Raw genomic sequence first — 15768 nt, forward strand, 5'->3', positions numbered from 1 at the left:
CTGTAAAGCAGCTCTTTCTCCTGCTGAAATAATTCCTGTAAGGATCGCTCTTCCAAATGTATCATATTTGGTCATGAACCATTTATTTTGTGTATCCATTACAGCATCCTGAGTCAAAATCAAACGGTCTGATTTATCATACACCATGTATTCCCAACCTTTGCCAGGAAGTTTCTTTTCTACGAGTCTGCCCCTGCCATCGTAGCGGTACTGGTAGCACAAGTCATTTAACAGAGTATCCGTTATAGGTTGGAAAAGGGCTTTCTGAGGAAGTACAAAGGCAAGCTGGTCATATTCATTGTACACATAATAGGTGTCATTATAAAAGGTTCCGTCATGTTTTCTTGCCATAATGATTTGTCCTTTCCCATTTTTGTATTCTATATTGATATTACCATCTTCATCCGTAACTGTATTTTTGTATAACTGACTAGCTGGAAAAGTTCCAGGTAAGCTTAAAACAGAAGAAGTAGCATTATTAACCCAGGTAGTATTGGTTGTAAATTGAAAAACTTCTCCATTGACATTAGTATCATATTGAAATTTTATTGGTTTGTTTGACCAGTCATTTCCAACCTGAACCTGCTGTTGGATTCGATCCAGTGGAGAGTTTTCCAGTATTTTTTCTGCATAGATCTTTTCTGATCCATATACCGATGGAGCATTGGCTAATGGTGTGGTTACAATAGCCCCGTTCTGGGTTCCTGACTGAGGAATAGGAAGAAAATCCTTCACTTGTCTTCCGAACCCATCGTATTCTATATGGGTAACCATATCTTTTCCCAATGGTGAAGCTTTTACATTCACTACCTGTTTTGGTCTGCCCAATCCATCAAAATATTGAACAGTTTCTGAGGTTTTTGGAGTTGAAAGGGCAGGGTCTGAAAGATATGTTTTTGAATAGACATAATTTTCTGTCAGTGAAAGCTGTGCATGAGCTAAACCCGTTATAAATAATGCACTGATCGGGATAATTATTTTTTTCATCGTGTGTTAGTTTTTATAGTTGTATTTATATTCTTTCAATACTTTTCCATTGATATCAATCACTTTTTCAAGACGGTTGGCTATATCGTATTTATAAAGTTCCCTGATTCCTGATGGAGGGGTAATGCTTTTTACTCCAATCAATGGATCGTAAGTATAAGTGCTGATCTGATAACCTGCTAACGCAGCATTATTTCTGAACACATCCAAAGCTGAGATCAGTGACTGTTCTGATGCATCGGTACTTAGTTGAGCATCATTAATGGATGAATTCACAATATTATCAATGAGTGACTGTGGGATATCTGCTAGCTTTGCTCCCTCAATCCTGGCAATGGGCTGGGTATTATTGTACCCCCAGATGATCGTGGTTGGAATACCTTCTTTTGTCGTGTACTGCTGAAGGTTACCTTTTGAATCGTATTTGTCATAGGTAATTTCTGTTGAAGGCGTATTATTCAAATTATCAAAAGATTTTACATACAGTGGCAATACCAGATCTCCGGTCTGTGGTGTTGATAATGTTGTTGGATAAACAATCTCTGTTTTATCCAATTGCTTTGCAACACCCGCAATAGTTTTAGTGGTGGTTGTTTCCAAAGGAATACCAACCATATTCTTATCAATCATCAGCTGGTTCCCTTTTTCATGAGCATAGCTATAGGAAGTTTCCGTAATGGAATTATCAGGGAACTGCGTTTTAGATGTTGTTAACTGATAATGATTAGGATTTAAATAAGTATTTGTATTGGTCGTAATTAACGTAGCATTATTAGGCAGATATTCTGTACTTTTTATCTCAGTTGGATTGTAAAAACCATAGTAATTCTCATAAAAACCGTATGAGATATTGATCAGTTGATCTTGTGCAGGGTCAGGATAATAAGCGAAATTTTCTCTGAATACATAACTCTTCAAACTTTTTATTTGAGAATAATCATATTTATAAGCTTTATTTATCACGCGGCTATAGCCCCCATTTTCAAATTTGTAAATATTTTCTTCTAGCAATAAATTAGATTTTAATTCTCCAAAATTGGTATTAGGAATATAATAAATCATAGGAGATCTTGCCATATAAGGATCTAAATTATCCTCGTATGAAAATTTTCGTTCCATTGCACTTTTACCTTCTATAACTTCTGTTACCGTACTATAAAACACACTGTTTTTTCTATGGTTGAAAAATGGAAGTATGCTGTTTTGAGAGGCACTATAAACATTATGTATTTCCACCTTTGGAAGTGTATTGCTACTAGACTGGCAGAGTTTTGAAGTCTCCTGTTGCTGTGCCATCACATAAGTAGTATTGTAATCAGCGATTGAGGCCTTCTGATTACCTATATTAGCCAAAGAATTATAATAAAACTTCTTGGTGTAATCAGCACCCTCTGCATTAGTTTCTTTAAAAGAAGCTATTCTGCTTCCTCCAAAATAGACCAGTTTATTAGAGGTAACAGTATGTTTATTATAGGTTACATTTAACCATCCACTTACAGCTCCGATTGCAGATGATACAGAATATTCAACTTTATAAGTATGTCCGTTTGTTGTTGCGATTGGAAAATGATTTGTTCCATCTGCAGCCTCTAAAGGTTCAGAAACTTGATTATTATCCGAAAAAATAGTACTTCCGGTTGTCAGGTCGGTTATTTTGAGCTTATGAATATCATGTAGATTATCGGGTTCTCCACATCCATAAGAATCATCAAAAAAGGCTTCTCCATAAAATTCAATAAAATTTCCATTGGAAACAAAAGTAAAAGAAGCTAAAGGCTCATCATTGGCCAGATTACATTTGTTAAAATTGGCACTTAAAAACTGGGACTCCTTTACCTGCTCGTTTACAAGCTCCATACTTGCATTAGGTTCGTAAAAGATCTCAGAAACTCCTTTCGTAGGATGGATGATTTTTTTTAAGTTACCGACAGATGCCAGCAGGGGATTAACCTTTTTATCAGCAGAAAGCATGGATAGTGGCATGTAACTGGAAAGCCCCTGAAAAATCCCAAAATTATTATCATTGGCAATGGCTGGAAATGGAGAAGAATTACCCACTCCGTTAGGATAGCCATAATAATCTGAACTTAAACTGAATCTGGCAGAGAGTGAGCCCAAATTATAATATTCAAATTCAGTCTTAGCATTCCTGTTAATCCGGTTCACTGATTTTAGAAAATGCCTATTGGTCGTAGATCTTTCATCTCCTGGAAGACCATAATAGGCAGCAGCAGGGGTATTGAGCGTATCTAAATACTCAAAACTATAGTTATCGATCAACCTGTTATTGCTTTTAATCTCTATAGAAGTAAGTAAGTTATTCTGAGCATTGCTGTTGAATATATCTTTTCGTTCTTTATTATAAACAAATTTTATTTCCGTACCATCTTCTGAAATGGTATTCAATCTTGGTTTATAGGATTGCAGGATAGATTTTGTTTTGATTATATCACTGTAAGTGTAAGGATCAGCAGATAAAGGAGGATTACAATTCCCCTGGAGATTAAAACTTGCATTCAGAGAGGAATAATACGTGATATTTTCGGTGATATAATTAAATAGGGTTTCTTTTTTCTCCGGGCTAACGATTTTATATAAATACCATCCTGTAATGGCATGCTGATCCGGACCTGCATTTTGATAGGTTGTTTTCTCAAGATTTATTTCTGTGCCTCCAAAATAATATTCATTCCCAGTTTTATCTGTGAGTATAAATTCCAATAGCTTCCCATAACCGACTATAGGTGTATTCTTATCAATAATTTGAATTTTTATTTTATCCTTCGATTCTATATAGGCATTTAGGTTGCTGTCTATATAGAAACTGCCTGACAGACCATTTGAGATGGAGAAATTAAACCAGTCATATTCTGTATCGATGGCATTGCCTGTTAGTGCAGCGCTTTTTATGCTCTGCAAATCTGCTGTTTCATCTACAGTAGTGGGTTTCCAATTTGTCCTATTCTCATCCGTTTCGTCCTTCACGACCCTTGATATTACTCCTCCTGTATTAAGCTGCCATGACATTCCGGTACTGTTGCCAATATCGTCTACCCTTACCCCGCTTGTATAGTTTAAATTGACAGGCGTTTTAATTCCTCCATAAATAGGATATTGATAACTAAAATCTCCTGTTGAGGAAGGCTCAAAATTAAGCCTGCTGCTGGCAAATGTTTCCTGAGATGGGACAACGATCTGTGGCAGGTTGTAATTATTATTTGAAGGTATACTTTGACTTTTGTATGTTTGGTTTACTAATAACAATAATATTGGTAAATATTTTCTTTTCATTGTGTTTATTTTTTTATCAGTTTAGCACTCGCAGTTTTGTTCGTGACGGTTTTTATTGTCACCAGATAAGCCCCCTGTATCAAATTCTGAGTATTAATCTTCGTTACTTTATTCTTAGTCTTTAAACTATGAAGCTGTCTTCCACCCATATCATACAGCATTATATCAGCTTCTTTGAAATCAAAGCCAATTTCCACATAGGCATAGTCTGAAACAGGATTAGGATAGATTTTGATATCCTGTTTTTCAATCAACTGATCAAGCTGTTTATCCCCCAACTTCACAATCTTCCAGTTCTCTTTTCCAAGTTCTTCTGCACTGGTTCCTGCTAGGATAATGGAGCCATCTCTGTTCAGCTTTATATCTGAAAGTCTTTCCTCACGTTTTCTGGATTCGCCTTTTACGTGTTTTCTCCACTGTTCATTACCGTCCTGGTTCAGATACAGCATCCAGAAAGTTTCATCATCGGCTTCAATCCTTCCTTCTGCCTGAGTGTAACCTCCCAAAAGAATTCCTTTTGTGACATCTTGGTTCTTGGCTCTTGAATCTTGACTCTGGATTACACTCGTTCCCATCAGAATATCACGGTTTCCAAAATTGTAAGACTTCTGCCAGATTTCTTCACCTCTTTCGTTTAAAGAAATCAGCCATAGATCGGTGCCTTCTTCTATACCTGCGGTTTTATTTCCTGATCTTTCGGATCTGGATTCGCCGCCAATTAAATAGCCTGAAGCAGTTAAGGCGAGTGTTCTTAAATGGTCATCTGCTTTGCCCCCAAAACTCTTTTCCCATTCTGTTTTTCCTGTTTTATCAAGCTTGATCACCCAGTAATCTCCTTCGCCAAAGTTTTCGGTTTTCTTTGAGCCGCCTGTAGTACTTCTTGAGTAGATCCCTAACAAAGCTCCTCCATCTTTCGTTGGAATCATTTTTTCTACTTCATCTAAACCTTTTCCTCCTAAAACTGACTGAGAGAGTTCTTTTCCGTCCTTATCGAGTTTTACAATCAAAACATCTTTGGAACCATAACCTTTAGCTGAGTTTTGAACATTCCCAGCTACAAAAAAACCTAAATCTGTCGTCTGAATGACTGACCTTGCTTCTTCATCGGATGCTGATCCTAAAGTTTTCTGCCACAATTCGTCTCCAAATTCATTCAATCTGATCAGCCAAATATCAGATCCACCTTTGGAATCTTCTTTTTTATCCAGACCCTTTCCTGAATATGAGGTACCAGAAATCAAAAATCCACCATCTTGTGTAGCAACGGTTGCAGATAAATAATCATGGTTGTTTCCGGCAAAGAACTTTTCCCAGACCTCTTGACCTTGCTGGTTCAGTTTTATCGCATGAAAATCGTAGCCATTATTTTGCTTTTGACTTGAGGTCCCTGAGCCTATTGAAGGGCTGGATTGAATTGAGCTTCCTGTGATCAGATACTGTTGATCTATTGTTGTAGTAACCTGGCTTAGAAAATCCTGTGTAGAGGATTTGATGTCTTTCTGCCATAATACTTCCTGGGCCGACAGACTCAGGATTGTGCACATCGTAAATGCACTCATGTAGAGTTTTCTCATCTATTTATGTATATTAGTCCGTATAGTTTTGCAAATTTAACGTTTTTTAACACAATCAAGTCATGTTAATGTGATTTAATATAATTTCTTCACTTTAAAGTGTTTTTTTATCACTTTGCTGATTGTATTAGGCAAAGATATCTGGGCAAAACGACAGAACGTGGCGTATTAAAATCATAGATATAATATTTTAAATTGATTATTGAACGTTCTTATTTAGCAACAATTAGTATAATGTAAATCAATCAATTAAATCAAAACGCCTAATTACTTGGCAAAACATAATACTATCTTTTACATTGGTATGATTTTTAGTGCTACATTTGTATAAATTTTCACTAATGAAAACAAACCAACAAACTATAAATCAAGCGAATCATAAAATAAACTGGTTCCAGAAGTTTCTGATGGTATGCTCCGGAGGAAACATTCATATTTTAAGAAAGACTCCGAGCGAATGGAATAAATTTTCAGGAATTGGAGGAATTGTATTATTCACTGCCGTTTTTGCCACTTTATCTGCAGGTTATGCCATGTATACTGTATTTGACAATATATGGACTTCAGTGGGTTTCGGAATTCTGTGGGGATTAATGATCTTCAACCTGGACCGTTACATCGTTTCCTCCATCAAAAAAACAGGTACATGGGGAAATCAGATTTTAATGGCTATTCCCCGTCTTGTTTTAGCAACATTTTTAGGAATTATTATTTCTAAGCCTCTGGAGCTTAAAATTTTTGAAAAAGAGGTTAACAAACAACTCAATACCATCATTCAAAGAAATAAAAAACAGCTTGAGGGCGAAATGAGCGGCAGAATCCTGAAACAGAGCGGCCCTTTTGAAACTGAAAAAAAACAGATTGCAGAAAAAGCCGTACAGTATCAGAAAGCTTATGATTCGGCAGCTGTAGAGCTTGAAAAAGAAATCCTTGGAAAACAGTCCGGGCTTACGAGTGGAAAAGAAGGTTATGGTCCTAACGCAAAACGTAAGCAGGAATTGAAGGAACAGCGTCGTCAGGATCTGGAAAATTTCCAGAAGCAGAATGCCCCCAGAGTCGAATATTTAGATAAAGAGATCTCTAAAGTTTATACGAACCTGGAAACAGAAAGGAAATCTTCGGAAACCTTTGAGGATAAATTCAATGGTTTTGCTGCAAGACTCCAGGCTTTGGATGAATTGGGCAAAAACTCTGCAATTATCGGTTTGGCAGCAGCTTTTATCATGGGGCTTTTCATATGTCTTGAAATCTCTCCGGTTCTGGTAAAATTAATTTCCCATGTCGGACCTTATGATTATCTGTTAGAAAAAACAGAGAATGATTTCAGGCTCTATTCTAAGGAAAAAATTGAAAAGGGAAATGCCCTGACTGATTTCAGAATTGATGATTTTAAGGATAATTTAAAAAAATAGCGTATTTTTCACGCATGATTATTGATAAAGAAGAGATCCAGAAGAAAAAGAAAAAGCTGGACGACTGTAAAGCATTCCTGAAAAAAGAATTCATCGGAATTGATAAGATTATTGATGATTTAATGGAATACATCCAGATCTGGTATCTGATGCCCGAAATCCTAACCCGTCCCGTAGTGATTAATCTGTGGGGAATGACGGGCGTAGGAAAGACAGATCTTGTAAGAAAAACCGTCCGGTTCCTGGAATTTCAAAATCGTTTTGTAGAGATAGAGCTCAGCAACAGCGACGAAACTTCATGGAGTAAAAGTGTATCCGATATTTTCCAGAGTAACCGCCTCAGTGATGAAAAACCGAGCATCGTTCTTTTTGATGAGATCCAGCGTTTTAATACAATCGATCCCGACGGCACTCCGGTACCACAGACAAAGTTTACTGATTTTTGGGAACTTTTAAGTGACGGAAGGTTAAGCAAAAGGGAACGGGATGATCTCGAACATTATCTGTTCTCCTACCTTTTGCGTAAAAAGGAAAATGAGCGCAGAAAGATGAACGGCGAAACGGAAATGGACGAAAATCCTTATCTGAATCTTTGGGACGCCAAGGAACTGAAAAAGTACCTCAGCATGGAAGATGATGTGATGAGCATCATCGATATGAAAGAGGAAGATATGATCAAGCTGATTCTGAAGAAGCAGAAAGAGAAAAAAATCTATGAGCCGGTAGATTACAGCAAAATGCTGATCATTATCAGCGGAAACCTGGATGAAGCTTTTCAGATGTCCCGTGAAACCAGCGAAGCGGATATAGATGCGAATATATATCATGCATTCACAAAGAAAATAACCGTTGTTGATATAAAAAATGCTTTGTCAAGAAAATTCCGCCCGGAGCAGGTAGCACGATTTGGAAATATCCATTTGATCTATTTTTCATTAAAGACCGAAGATTTTCAGCAACTTATCCAAAGGGAAATAAACAATCTTAAAACTAAGACAAAAACAAAATTTGGGATCAGCTTAAAAATCAGCAAAAGCATCAATGAGCTGATCTATAGAAACGGAGTCTTTCCTGTACAGGGTGTGCGCCCGGTATTCAGCAGTGTAGTTGATATCCTTGATACAAACCTCAGCAAATTTCTATTTGAAGCCATCATTAATGATGACAAAACCATTGAAATTGATTATCTGGTGAAGCAGAAAACAATCACCGGGAAAGTAGGAAAACGTATCATTGAAATTCCTTATACCGGAAGAATCGACAGTATACGGCAATCCAGCCAGCAGGATGCAGTAGCCAATATCAGTGTTCATGAATGTGGCCATGCAGTATGTTATATGCTTTATACAGGTTTTGCCCCTTTACAGCTGAAAAGCAAAGTAGCCAGCAGTTATGCTGCAGGATTTACCTTTCCGCACCAGATCCATGATACAAAGGAGAGCCTGCTTGACAGGATTAAAATTTATCTGGCCGGTGGTATTGCTGAAGAAATCATTTTTGGAGAAAATAATGCAAGCATAGGAAGAAGCCACGACAGGGAGCAGGCTACCATACTTGCCACCGATTATATCAGAAAATACGGATTTGATGAAGAATATCAGGCAACATACAGCCTGGAGGATTATCCGCATCGTATGCAGCATGATATTACAGATAAAAAAATTGAAAGACTGATGCAGGATCTCGCTGTAAAAACGAGGGAAGATCTGCTTCTTCATTTAGATCTTTTGAAAGATATGAGCATTGAACTCAGCAAAAAAGGCAGTATGCTGCCTAAAGAAATCTACCTGACCGCAAAAAAACATAAACTTGAGGTGAGCATTAAAGAAGAAGGACATCTGCATATTGCAACGTATCATAAGATGCTCGGCCAGTAGAGAAAAAATCTAGAAAAATAGAAATTAAAATTAATAACATCTTACCTTTCAGTCAATTCTGAGAGGTTTTTTCTATATATGATTATTTTATCCGAATATTTTATAATTTTACTCTACTAAACTAATCCATCATGAAAAACTCAATTTTAGCACTCACGCTGTTCATAAGCGTTGCATTCATTTCTACTTTAAAAGCACAATATGAACCTTTCCTTGGACAGATTGCTTTTGTACCCTACAACAGGGCACCAAACGGATGGGCAGACTGCAATGGACAACTCCTGCCTATAGCTCAAAACCAGGCTCTTTTCTCCTTATTGGGAACCACTTATGGAGGAAACGGAACAACTAATTTTGCGCTGCCTGATATGAGAGGAAGAGTTTTAGTTTCCCAGGGACAGGGACCAGGCATTTCGCAGAATTATTTAATAGGCGAAATTGGCGGCAGTGAAACTGTTACACTGACGCAACAACAGATGCCTATTCATAGTCATACCATAAATGCTGTAACAGCTGAAGGAAATCAAAACACACCTACAGGGAATCTCCCTGCAGATACTAAACTTTTAGACAAGGAATATTCAGACGCCAATGCAAATACAACAATGAAGGCTACCATGGTGAATCCAGCCGGAGGATCTCAACCCCATGAAAACAGACCTCCCTTTGTTACAATGAGATGTATCATAGCTTTACAGGGTATTTATCCATCTTTTAATTAATAAGTTATGAAAATTCTATACTTATTAGCAATAGCTCTTGGAAGTACGATGGCCGCCCAGACCATTACTTTCAATGGGTGTCATAACCTATTTGACAACCAGAATTTTATATTCACGAAAACCGGAATTGATGCATTCAACAAAAATATTTACATTACAACACCGGTTGATGGTCAGCCATGTGGTGGGTTGGGGACCTGCGAATTTAAAATTCAATGGAATAATGCCCTTACCAGGTGGGAATTTTTCGCTGATGAAGGAAACGGAACCTTTACTGCTCCTTCGCTTATTTATTACAATTCAACAGGAAATAACGCCAGTATGAATCCACCAAGCAATACGTTTGGAACCTGGGTGGAAAATTCAGCCGTAACGAGTGGGCAATGCGGAGGAAATCTTACCGGCACCAATTCTACAATGACAGGGGATGTACACAGCTCGCCATTGGGAACATCGGAGGTCACAAAATCTAAAATTCAGATTTTTCCAAACCCAGTTTCAGATGTTATCCGTATTTCGGGAATTGATACCGGGCAGACGACACAAATCTATAACTTAGATGGGCAGCTGGTAAGGTCTGAACCGTTTAATCAGAAAATCGATGTATCTCATCTTTCTGCAGGAGTATATCTTTTAAAAATTAATGCTAAAAATTTTGAATCTCATGAATTTAAATTCGTGAAAAAATAAAACCTATAATGTCTTATAGCATTACTTGATTATTGATATAGCCTTCGGAATTTCTGAGGGCTATTTTTGGGAATATTTTTTGCAGGTTATATTCCATGCCTTCAAGTGTTGTCAACAGCTATACTTATTTTCCTGAGACTGAAATATTAAGAATTGTATATCAGTCCGGTGCTGTTTATGATTACCTTAAGGTTCCGGTATCTATATCTGAAAAATTCAGAGAAGCCCAATCGAAGGGAAGATTCCTGAATAATGTTATCAAGCGAAGATTTAAATATATTAAAATCAACTGAACCAATCATAATAAAAAATGCCTCCGGTACCGGAGGCATTTATATTTTGTATGACCAACTTTTATTTAATGATCAGTTTAGAAGTTTTGCTATCTTTCCCATTGGAAATCTGAACCATATAAACTCCTTTTTCAAGCTGTTGGTTATTTGTAGGTTTTAAATAAAATTGGCCGTACAAATTATGTACAGCCAGTTTTATAATATATCTTTAATATCCTAAAAAGAATAATTCGGAGCTTCCTGAGTAATAATTACATCATGTGGATGAGATTCCTTCAAACCACTTCCGGTGATCATAACCATTTTAGTATCTTTCTGTAAAGCTTCAATATCTTTAGCCCCGCAGTATCCCATACCCGCTCTTAAACCTCCGGTCAGCTGGAAGATCACATCTTCTAACTTTCCTTTGTGTGGTACTCTTCCTTCAATTCCTTCCGGAACGAACTTTTTAGCCTCACTCTGGAAATATCTTTCTTTTCCTCCTCTCTTCATAGCGGAAAGACTTCCCATTCCCTGGTAAGATTTGAATTTTCTCCCCTGGAAGATAATTTCTTCTCCCGGAGCTTCATCAGTTCCGGCTAAAAGGGAACCAAGCATTACTGCTCCTGCCCCACTTGCGATCGCTTTTACAATATCTCCGGAAAGCTTGATCCCTCCATCGGCAATTACTGTTACGTTTTTGGAAGCTGCATATTCGTATACATTGTAGATCGCAGATAACTGGGGAACCCCAACGCCGGCAACCACTCTCGTTGTACAGATAGAGCCGGGTCCAACTCCAACTTTAAGAACGTTAGCTCCAGCTTCAATAAGGTCTTTTGCTGCTTCAGCAGTTACAATATTTCCTCCTACGATATCTAAATCCGGATATGCCTTTCTGATTTCTGAGATTTTATCCAAAACTCCTTTGGAGTGTCCGTGTGCAGAGTCAATAGCCACGATATCAACACCAGCATTTACTAATGCTGCAATTCTGTCCATCGTGTCTTCTCCAACTCCAACACCTGCTCCTACGATAAGACGCCCTTTGTGATCTTTATTGGAATTCGGATATTCCAACTGGTTATCAATATCTTTAATGGTAATTAATCCCACCAGCTTATTGTCTTTATCCACGATCGGAAGCTTTTCAACTCTGCTTTTAAGAAGAATTTCTTTAGCCTGCTCAAGGTTGGTATTTTTATCAGAAGTGATCAGATTTTCCTTGGTCATGATCTCTTCAACCTTCATATCAAGATTTTCCTGATATTTTACATCCCTGTTGGTAATGATTCCTATCAGTACATTATCTGCATCTACTACAGGAAGGCCAGAAATTTTATATTTGGCCATAGTTTCCTTAGCTTCAGCCAAGGTGTGATCTTTAGAAAGGGTAACAGGGTCAGAAATCATTCCGTTTTCTGAACGTTTTACACGGTTCACCTGTGCAGCCTGCTCAGCGATCGTCATGTTTTTATGGATAAAACCCAAACCTCCGACTCTTGCCAGAGCAATAGCCAGATCTCCTTCAGTAACTGTGTCCATCGCAGCAGAAACTATCGGAACATTCAGCGTAATTTTGTCGGTAAGTCTTGATTTTAATGATACCTGGTTAGGTAAAACTTCTGAATAAGAAGGGACTAGAAGAACGTCATCGAAAGTGATGGCTGTCTCTACAATTTTGTTATGAATAGACATCTTTACTTTCTTTGCAAAATTAGGTTATTTTGACGAGATATGAAAATCCTTTTCAATAGTTTAAATAAAATTTAATAATCAATAACTTAAATGAAAAAACCGCTCTTATTAAGAACGGCCTTTCTGTACAAAATAATTAGTATAGTATGAAACTACTTGTTATATCTTTAATGATGCATACTTATGAACAGTGGTTACTTATCTGTAGCGGCATTAATTACGTTTGAAATATCATCTGCTGTAAAGTTTCCCTTCACATCCACGAAAACCAGTTCTTTATCTGAATTGACAGTAATCATCATATTTTTAATGGTTTCCCCATTCTGCTTTACCCTTACATTGACATTTTCACCGTTATGCTTTATGGTTGCCCATTCTTCAAAGTTATTGTCATTCAGATACCTGGAATATTCGTTGAGCATTTCTTTACTCCCGTTATCTACGGTCATGACTTTTATTTTTGAGACCTTTTTAACCAGAGCAATGACTTCTTCACTTTCACCATCTTCTCTCAAAGCTTTCTTGATAAAAGGTTTTGCCATAAATACAGGTACATTGAAGCTGGCAAATGTTGCTCCTTTAAAATCATACCCGGAATGCTTAAAGAAATCCATATTAGGTTTTCCTGAAACAATACATGACTGAAGCGTAAGCAATGTAAGGATTCCTAAAAAAATGTTTTTTAAAGTTTTCATGGTTATCATTTTTTAATCGATAGGTTTCAGATTACCTCCGGACATTTTACTGATATTGGATTCTATTTCAGGTCTTCCTCTATATTTTACCATTCCTCCTGAAGAAGCTTTTACTTTCAGTTTTGTGGAAACATTTACCGAAAGGTTTGCCCCAGATGTAGCCTCCACTTCAAGGTTACCTAGCCTCAGATCGTCAGCTTTACAAAGAGCACCGCTGCTGATATCTATTATTCCGGAATCTGCTTTTCCTTCAAAGGCTGTATTGGACCCGCTTGATGCTTTTATCATGATAGTTCCCGCCGTAATTCCTGCTCTTATCACTGCTCCTGATGAAGTTCCAACATCCAGTGTGTTAGAGACCTTAAAGTCTCCTTTCACATTAGCTCCGGATGATGCATCAATAACCAGGTTATTTTCTTTTAAGGAGTTCACTACATTAAAGTTAGCTCCTGAAGAAGCTTTAATATTGTCCATTCTTGGAGAGGAAATGTTAACGCTTAAGTTTTTAAACTTTAAATTCTTTGTTCCCTTATTGTCTACGTAGACTTTCAAAACTCCATTTTCCACTTTTGTAATGATATACTGAAGTTTATCAGAATCAGCGATTACCTTTACGTTGGCAGGACTTTCCTGTTTGAAAACCACATTCACTCCGTCACTTACCTGAATTCCTGAGAACTCGCCTACATTTCTTGCTTCCCCGTTAAGATAAGAGGAATTGTTTTCAGAGGTAAGGCTGTTCCTTGTATTGGTCTTGGTATTAGTCTTGGTTTCGCTGGAATTAATGATTTTATTCACATCATCCATAGAAAGCTTTCCATCCAGCATGACCAGGATATTTTCGCCTTTTCCTCCATCAATGCTAAGCAGGAGATCATCCAACATTCCGTCTTTTGCATCAGAAGAAAGAAATTTTATCTTTGAACCAGAATTATTGACAGACATGATCTCATTGTAATTAAGGTTTTTTAAATACATGGAAACATCTTTGCTGAGCCTGGAAAGATTATCCTGAACTTTGCGTCCTTCTGTTGTATTAATATTTTCCGGATTTTCTGTAATAAGGATTTTCAATCCGTTAATTTTCGAAAGCAGAGGCTTGATCTGATCCAGCTGGGAATCATCAATATCAAGGCTGCTCAGCATACTGAACATTGGCTTTGCAATTTTAATAGAGGTTACACCTTCTACCTCCTGGTACCTGTCAAAAAGCATGTCGAACTTATCCCGTTGCCCATACACTGTAAAGAAATGGGAAAAAGCGAGTGCGAATACTATAAATATTTTTTTCATGAGTCAATTTTTATTTTCTTAAGCTGATTATTGTTACCTGATCAGAGCATAATCTATTATTATTGTTAATAATCGTCGTCTACTACTGTAGGCTGAGCTAACTTTTCACTAACGTTATTGGCAAATATCTGGAATGAATATTTAGTTACATTGATAGCTTCATCTACATTATCGATCCTTTTACCGTTAACTATGACATAAGAATCCTTATATCCGGTAGAATCTTTTAAAGCTTTATTATTTTTGAATGAAGAGTTACTGACGAACTTCGGTTTTGTTTCTTTTTTCAATCTTCCTCTTTTTGGCAATATCTCATCCAGCACATCCTTTTCCGCTACTGAATTTTCCTGGAAGATAGAATCTTTTCTCGCTCCGGAAATGGAATCGGTATGGTTAACCGCTACCTGCTCCTGATGGTCATTATTCTCTTCAATAAATTTTGATTTCTGCTTCAAAACCTCATCTTTAACCAGCTTTTCTCTTTCCATAACCCCTGTACGGTAATCATTAAAGAAGAAACCAACACTGAAAAGAAACACTAATCCTGCTGCCATCCAAAACCATTTCGGAAATGAAGGCTTATTTTTTTGGAGCGGAATGATGGGCGCCTCGTTCATTTCGGAGCCTTCAGCCCCACCTTCTGCTTTCTGAAGAAAATCTTCAAAACTCCAGTTCATCTTTTCTTCCTTTATATCGTGGAAGATCTCATCGTATTTATTCTGAAATTGATCTTTGTTCATAGCTCATCAGTTGTGATATTTGTTCTTTTACTTTTTGTCTCGCCCGCATCAGGTTTACTCTTACTGCGTTTTCTTCCATTTCCAGCATTTCGGAAATTTCCGAGACCTCATATTCTTCTACATCTTTCAGATGGATCACCATTTTCTGCTTTTCCGGGAGCTGGTTGATAAAACCTATAATATGCTCCTTCAGATTATTGATGTCCATGCTGTACAATTCTGAGCGGTGAAGCTGCAAATCTGCAAATCCCAACTTCACATCATGGTGCTTCAGCCGATTCAGACATTCGTTCCGGACAGATTTCAAAGCATAGGATTTTAAATTTCCAAACTTCTCCAACTCTTCTTTCTTCTGCCAGAATTTAATCATCAGGTCCTGCACCACATCTTCTGCCTCATCACTGCTCATAACGAATCTTTTCGCAAAACGATACATCTCGTCTTTGAGAATAAACACCGTATTCTTGAAAGTTTCTTGGGTCATGAGTTTTGTTTCTATTAGTAAGACAATTAAAAA

The 15768-nt window shown here is 37.3% G+C and carries 14 protein-coding genes; 5 read left to right on the forward strand and 9 right to left on the reverse strand.

From position 1 onward, the window contains the following. The 3 genes from ACTJIV_RS19950 to ACTJIV_RS19960 all read right to left on the reverse strand — a co-directional run. A partial coding sequence (locus ACTJIV_RS19950) for a DUF6443 domain-containing protein (RefSeq protein WP_440629230.1) occupies nt 1-987 on the reverse strand: 987 nt, incomplete at its 3' end. 6 nt (nt 988-993) lie between these two features. Further along, nucleotides 994-4278 carry a hypothetical protein gene (locus tag ACTJIV_RS19955; protein WP_440629231.1) on the reverse strand — a complete coding sequence of 1095 codons (3285 nt, stop codon included), beginning with the start codon at nt 4276-4278 and terminating at the stop codon, nt 994-996. Nucleotides 4279-4283: 5 nt separating this feature from the next. After that, a complete protein-coding gene (locus tag ACTJIV_RS19960; RefSeq protein WP_440629232.1) occupies nt 4284-5852 on the reverse strand; it encodes a T9SS type A sorting domain-containing protein in 1569 nt (522 codons plus the stop codon). Nucleotides 5853-6193: 341 nt separating this feature from the next. Here ACTJIV_RS19960 and ACTJIV_RS19965 point away from each other — a divergent pair, with 341 nt between their 5' ends. The 5 genes from ACTJIV_RS19965 (at nt 6194) to ACTJIV_RS19985 (ending at nt 10846) form a co-directional block, all read left to right on the forward strand. After that, nucleotides 6194-7264, forward strand: a complete 1071-nt coding sequence (locus tag ACTJIV_RS19965) for a DUF4407 domain-containing protein (protein WP_336379121.1) — start codon at nt 6194-6196, stop codon at nt 7262-7264. Nucleotides 7265-7278: 14 nt separating this feature from the next. Further along, entirely contained in the window at nt 7279-9141 is a 1863-nt protein-coding gene (locus tag ACTJIV_RS19970) for an AAA family ATPase (protein ID WP_111960862.1), read from the forward strand. 131 nt (nt 9142-9272) lie between these two features. After that, nucleotides 9273-9863 carry a phage tail protein gene (locus ACTJIV_RS19975; RefSeq protein ID WP_111960864.1) on the forward strand — a complete coding sequence of 197 codons (591 nt, stop codon included), beginning with the start codon at nt 9273-9275 and terminating at the stop codon, nt 9861-9863. A 6-nt stretch (nt 9864-9869) separates the two neighbouring features. Beyond that, entirely contained in the window at nt 9870-10553 is a 684-nt protein-coding gene (locus ACTJIV_RS19980) for a T9SS type A sorting domain-containing protein (protein WP_440629233.1), read from the forward strand. Nucleotides 10554-10648: 95 nt separating this feature from the next. Continuing rightward, complete coding sequence (locus tag ACTJIV_RS19985; protein WP_111960868.1) at nt 10649-10846, forward strand: KTSC domain-containing protein; 198 nt, start codon at nt 10649-10651, stop codon at nt 10844-10846. A 61-nt stretch (nt 10847-10907) separates the two neighbouring features. Here the strand turns inward: ACTJIV_RS19985 and ACTJIV_RS19990 are convergent, their stop codons facing one another. The 6 genes from ACTJIV_RS19990 to ACTJIV_RS20015 form a co-directional block, all read right to left on the reverse strand. Further along, a complete protein-coding gene (locus ACTJIV_RS19990; RefSeq protein ID WP_420837291.1) occupies nt 10908-11048 on the reverse strand; it encodes a T9SS type A sorting domain-containing protein in 141 nt (46 codons plus the stop codon). 14 nt (nt 11049-11062) lie between these two features. Next, nucleotides 11063-12523: an IMP dehydrogenase gene (gene guaB / locus ACTJIV_RS19995; RefSeq protein ID WP_111960872.1), complete on the reverse strand. Its 1461-nt coding sequence runs from the start codon at nt 12521-12523 to the stop codon at nt 11063-11065. Between the two features lie 194 nt (nt 12524-12717). After that, the gene (locus tag ACTJIV_RS20000) at nt 12718-13218 is read right to left on the reverse strand and encodes a DUF4252 domain-containing protein (RefSeq protein ID WP_440629234.1); all 501 of its coding nucleotides are present in this window, start codon (nt 13216-13218) and stop codon (nt 12718-12720) included. Nucleotides 13219-13230: 12 nt separating this feature from the next. Next, a complete protein-coding gene (locus tag ACTJIV_RS20005; RefSeq protein WP_111960875.1) occupies nt 13231-14511 on the reverse strand; it encodes a DUF4252 domain-containing protein in 1281 nt (426 codons plus the stop codon). Nucleotides 14512-14576: 65 nt separating this feature from the next. Continuing rightward, the gene (locus ACTJIV_RS20010) at nt 14577-15251 is read right to left on the reverse strand and encodes a hypothetical protein (protein ID WP_440629235.1); all 675 of its coding nucleotides are present in this window, start codon (nt 15249-15251) and stop codon (nt 14577-14579) included. Further along, nucleotides 15226-15735: an RNA polymerase sigma factor gene (locus ACTJIV_RS20015; protein ID WP_111960876.1), complete on the reverse strand. Its 510-nt coding sequence runs from the start codon at nt 15733-15735 to the stop codon at nt 15226-15228. Before ACTJIV_RS20015 ends, ACTJIV_RS20010 begins: the two co-directional genes overlap by 26 nt. Nucleotides 15736-15768 lie beyond the last annotated feature (33 nt).

This window comes from Chryseobacterium sp. 22532, assembly GCF_052044665.1.
Taxonomy (GTDB): Bacteria; Bacteroidota; Bacteroidia; order Flavobacteriales; family Weeksellaceae; genus Chryseobacterium; species Chryseobacterium lathyri.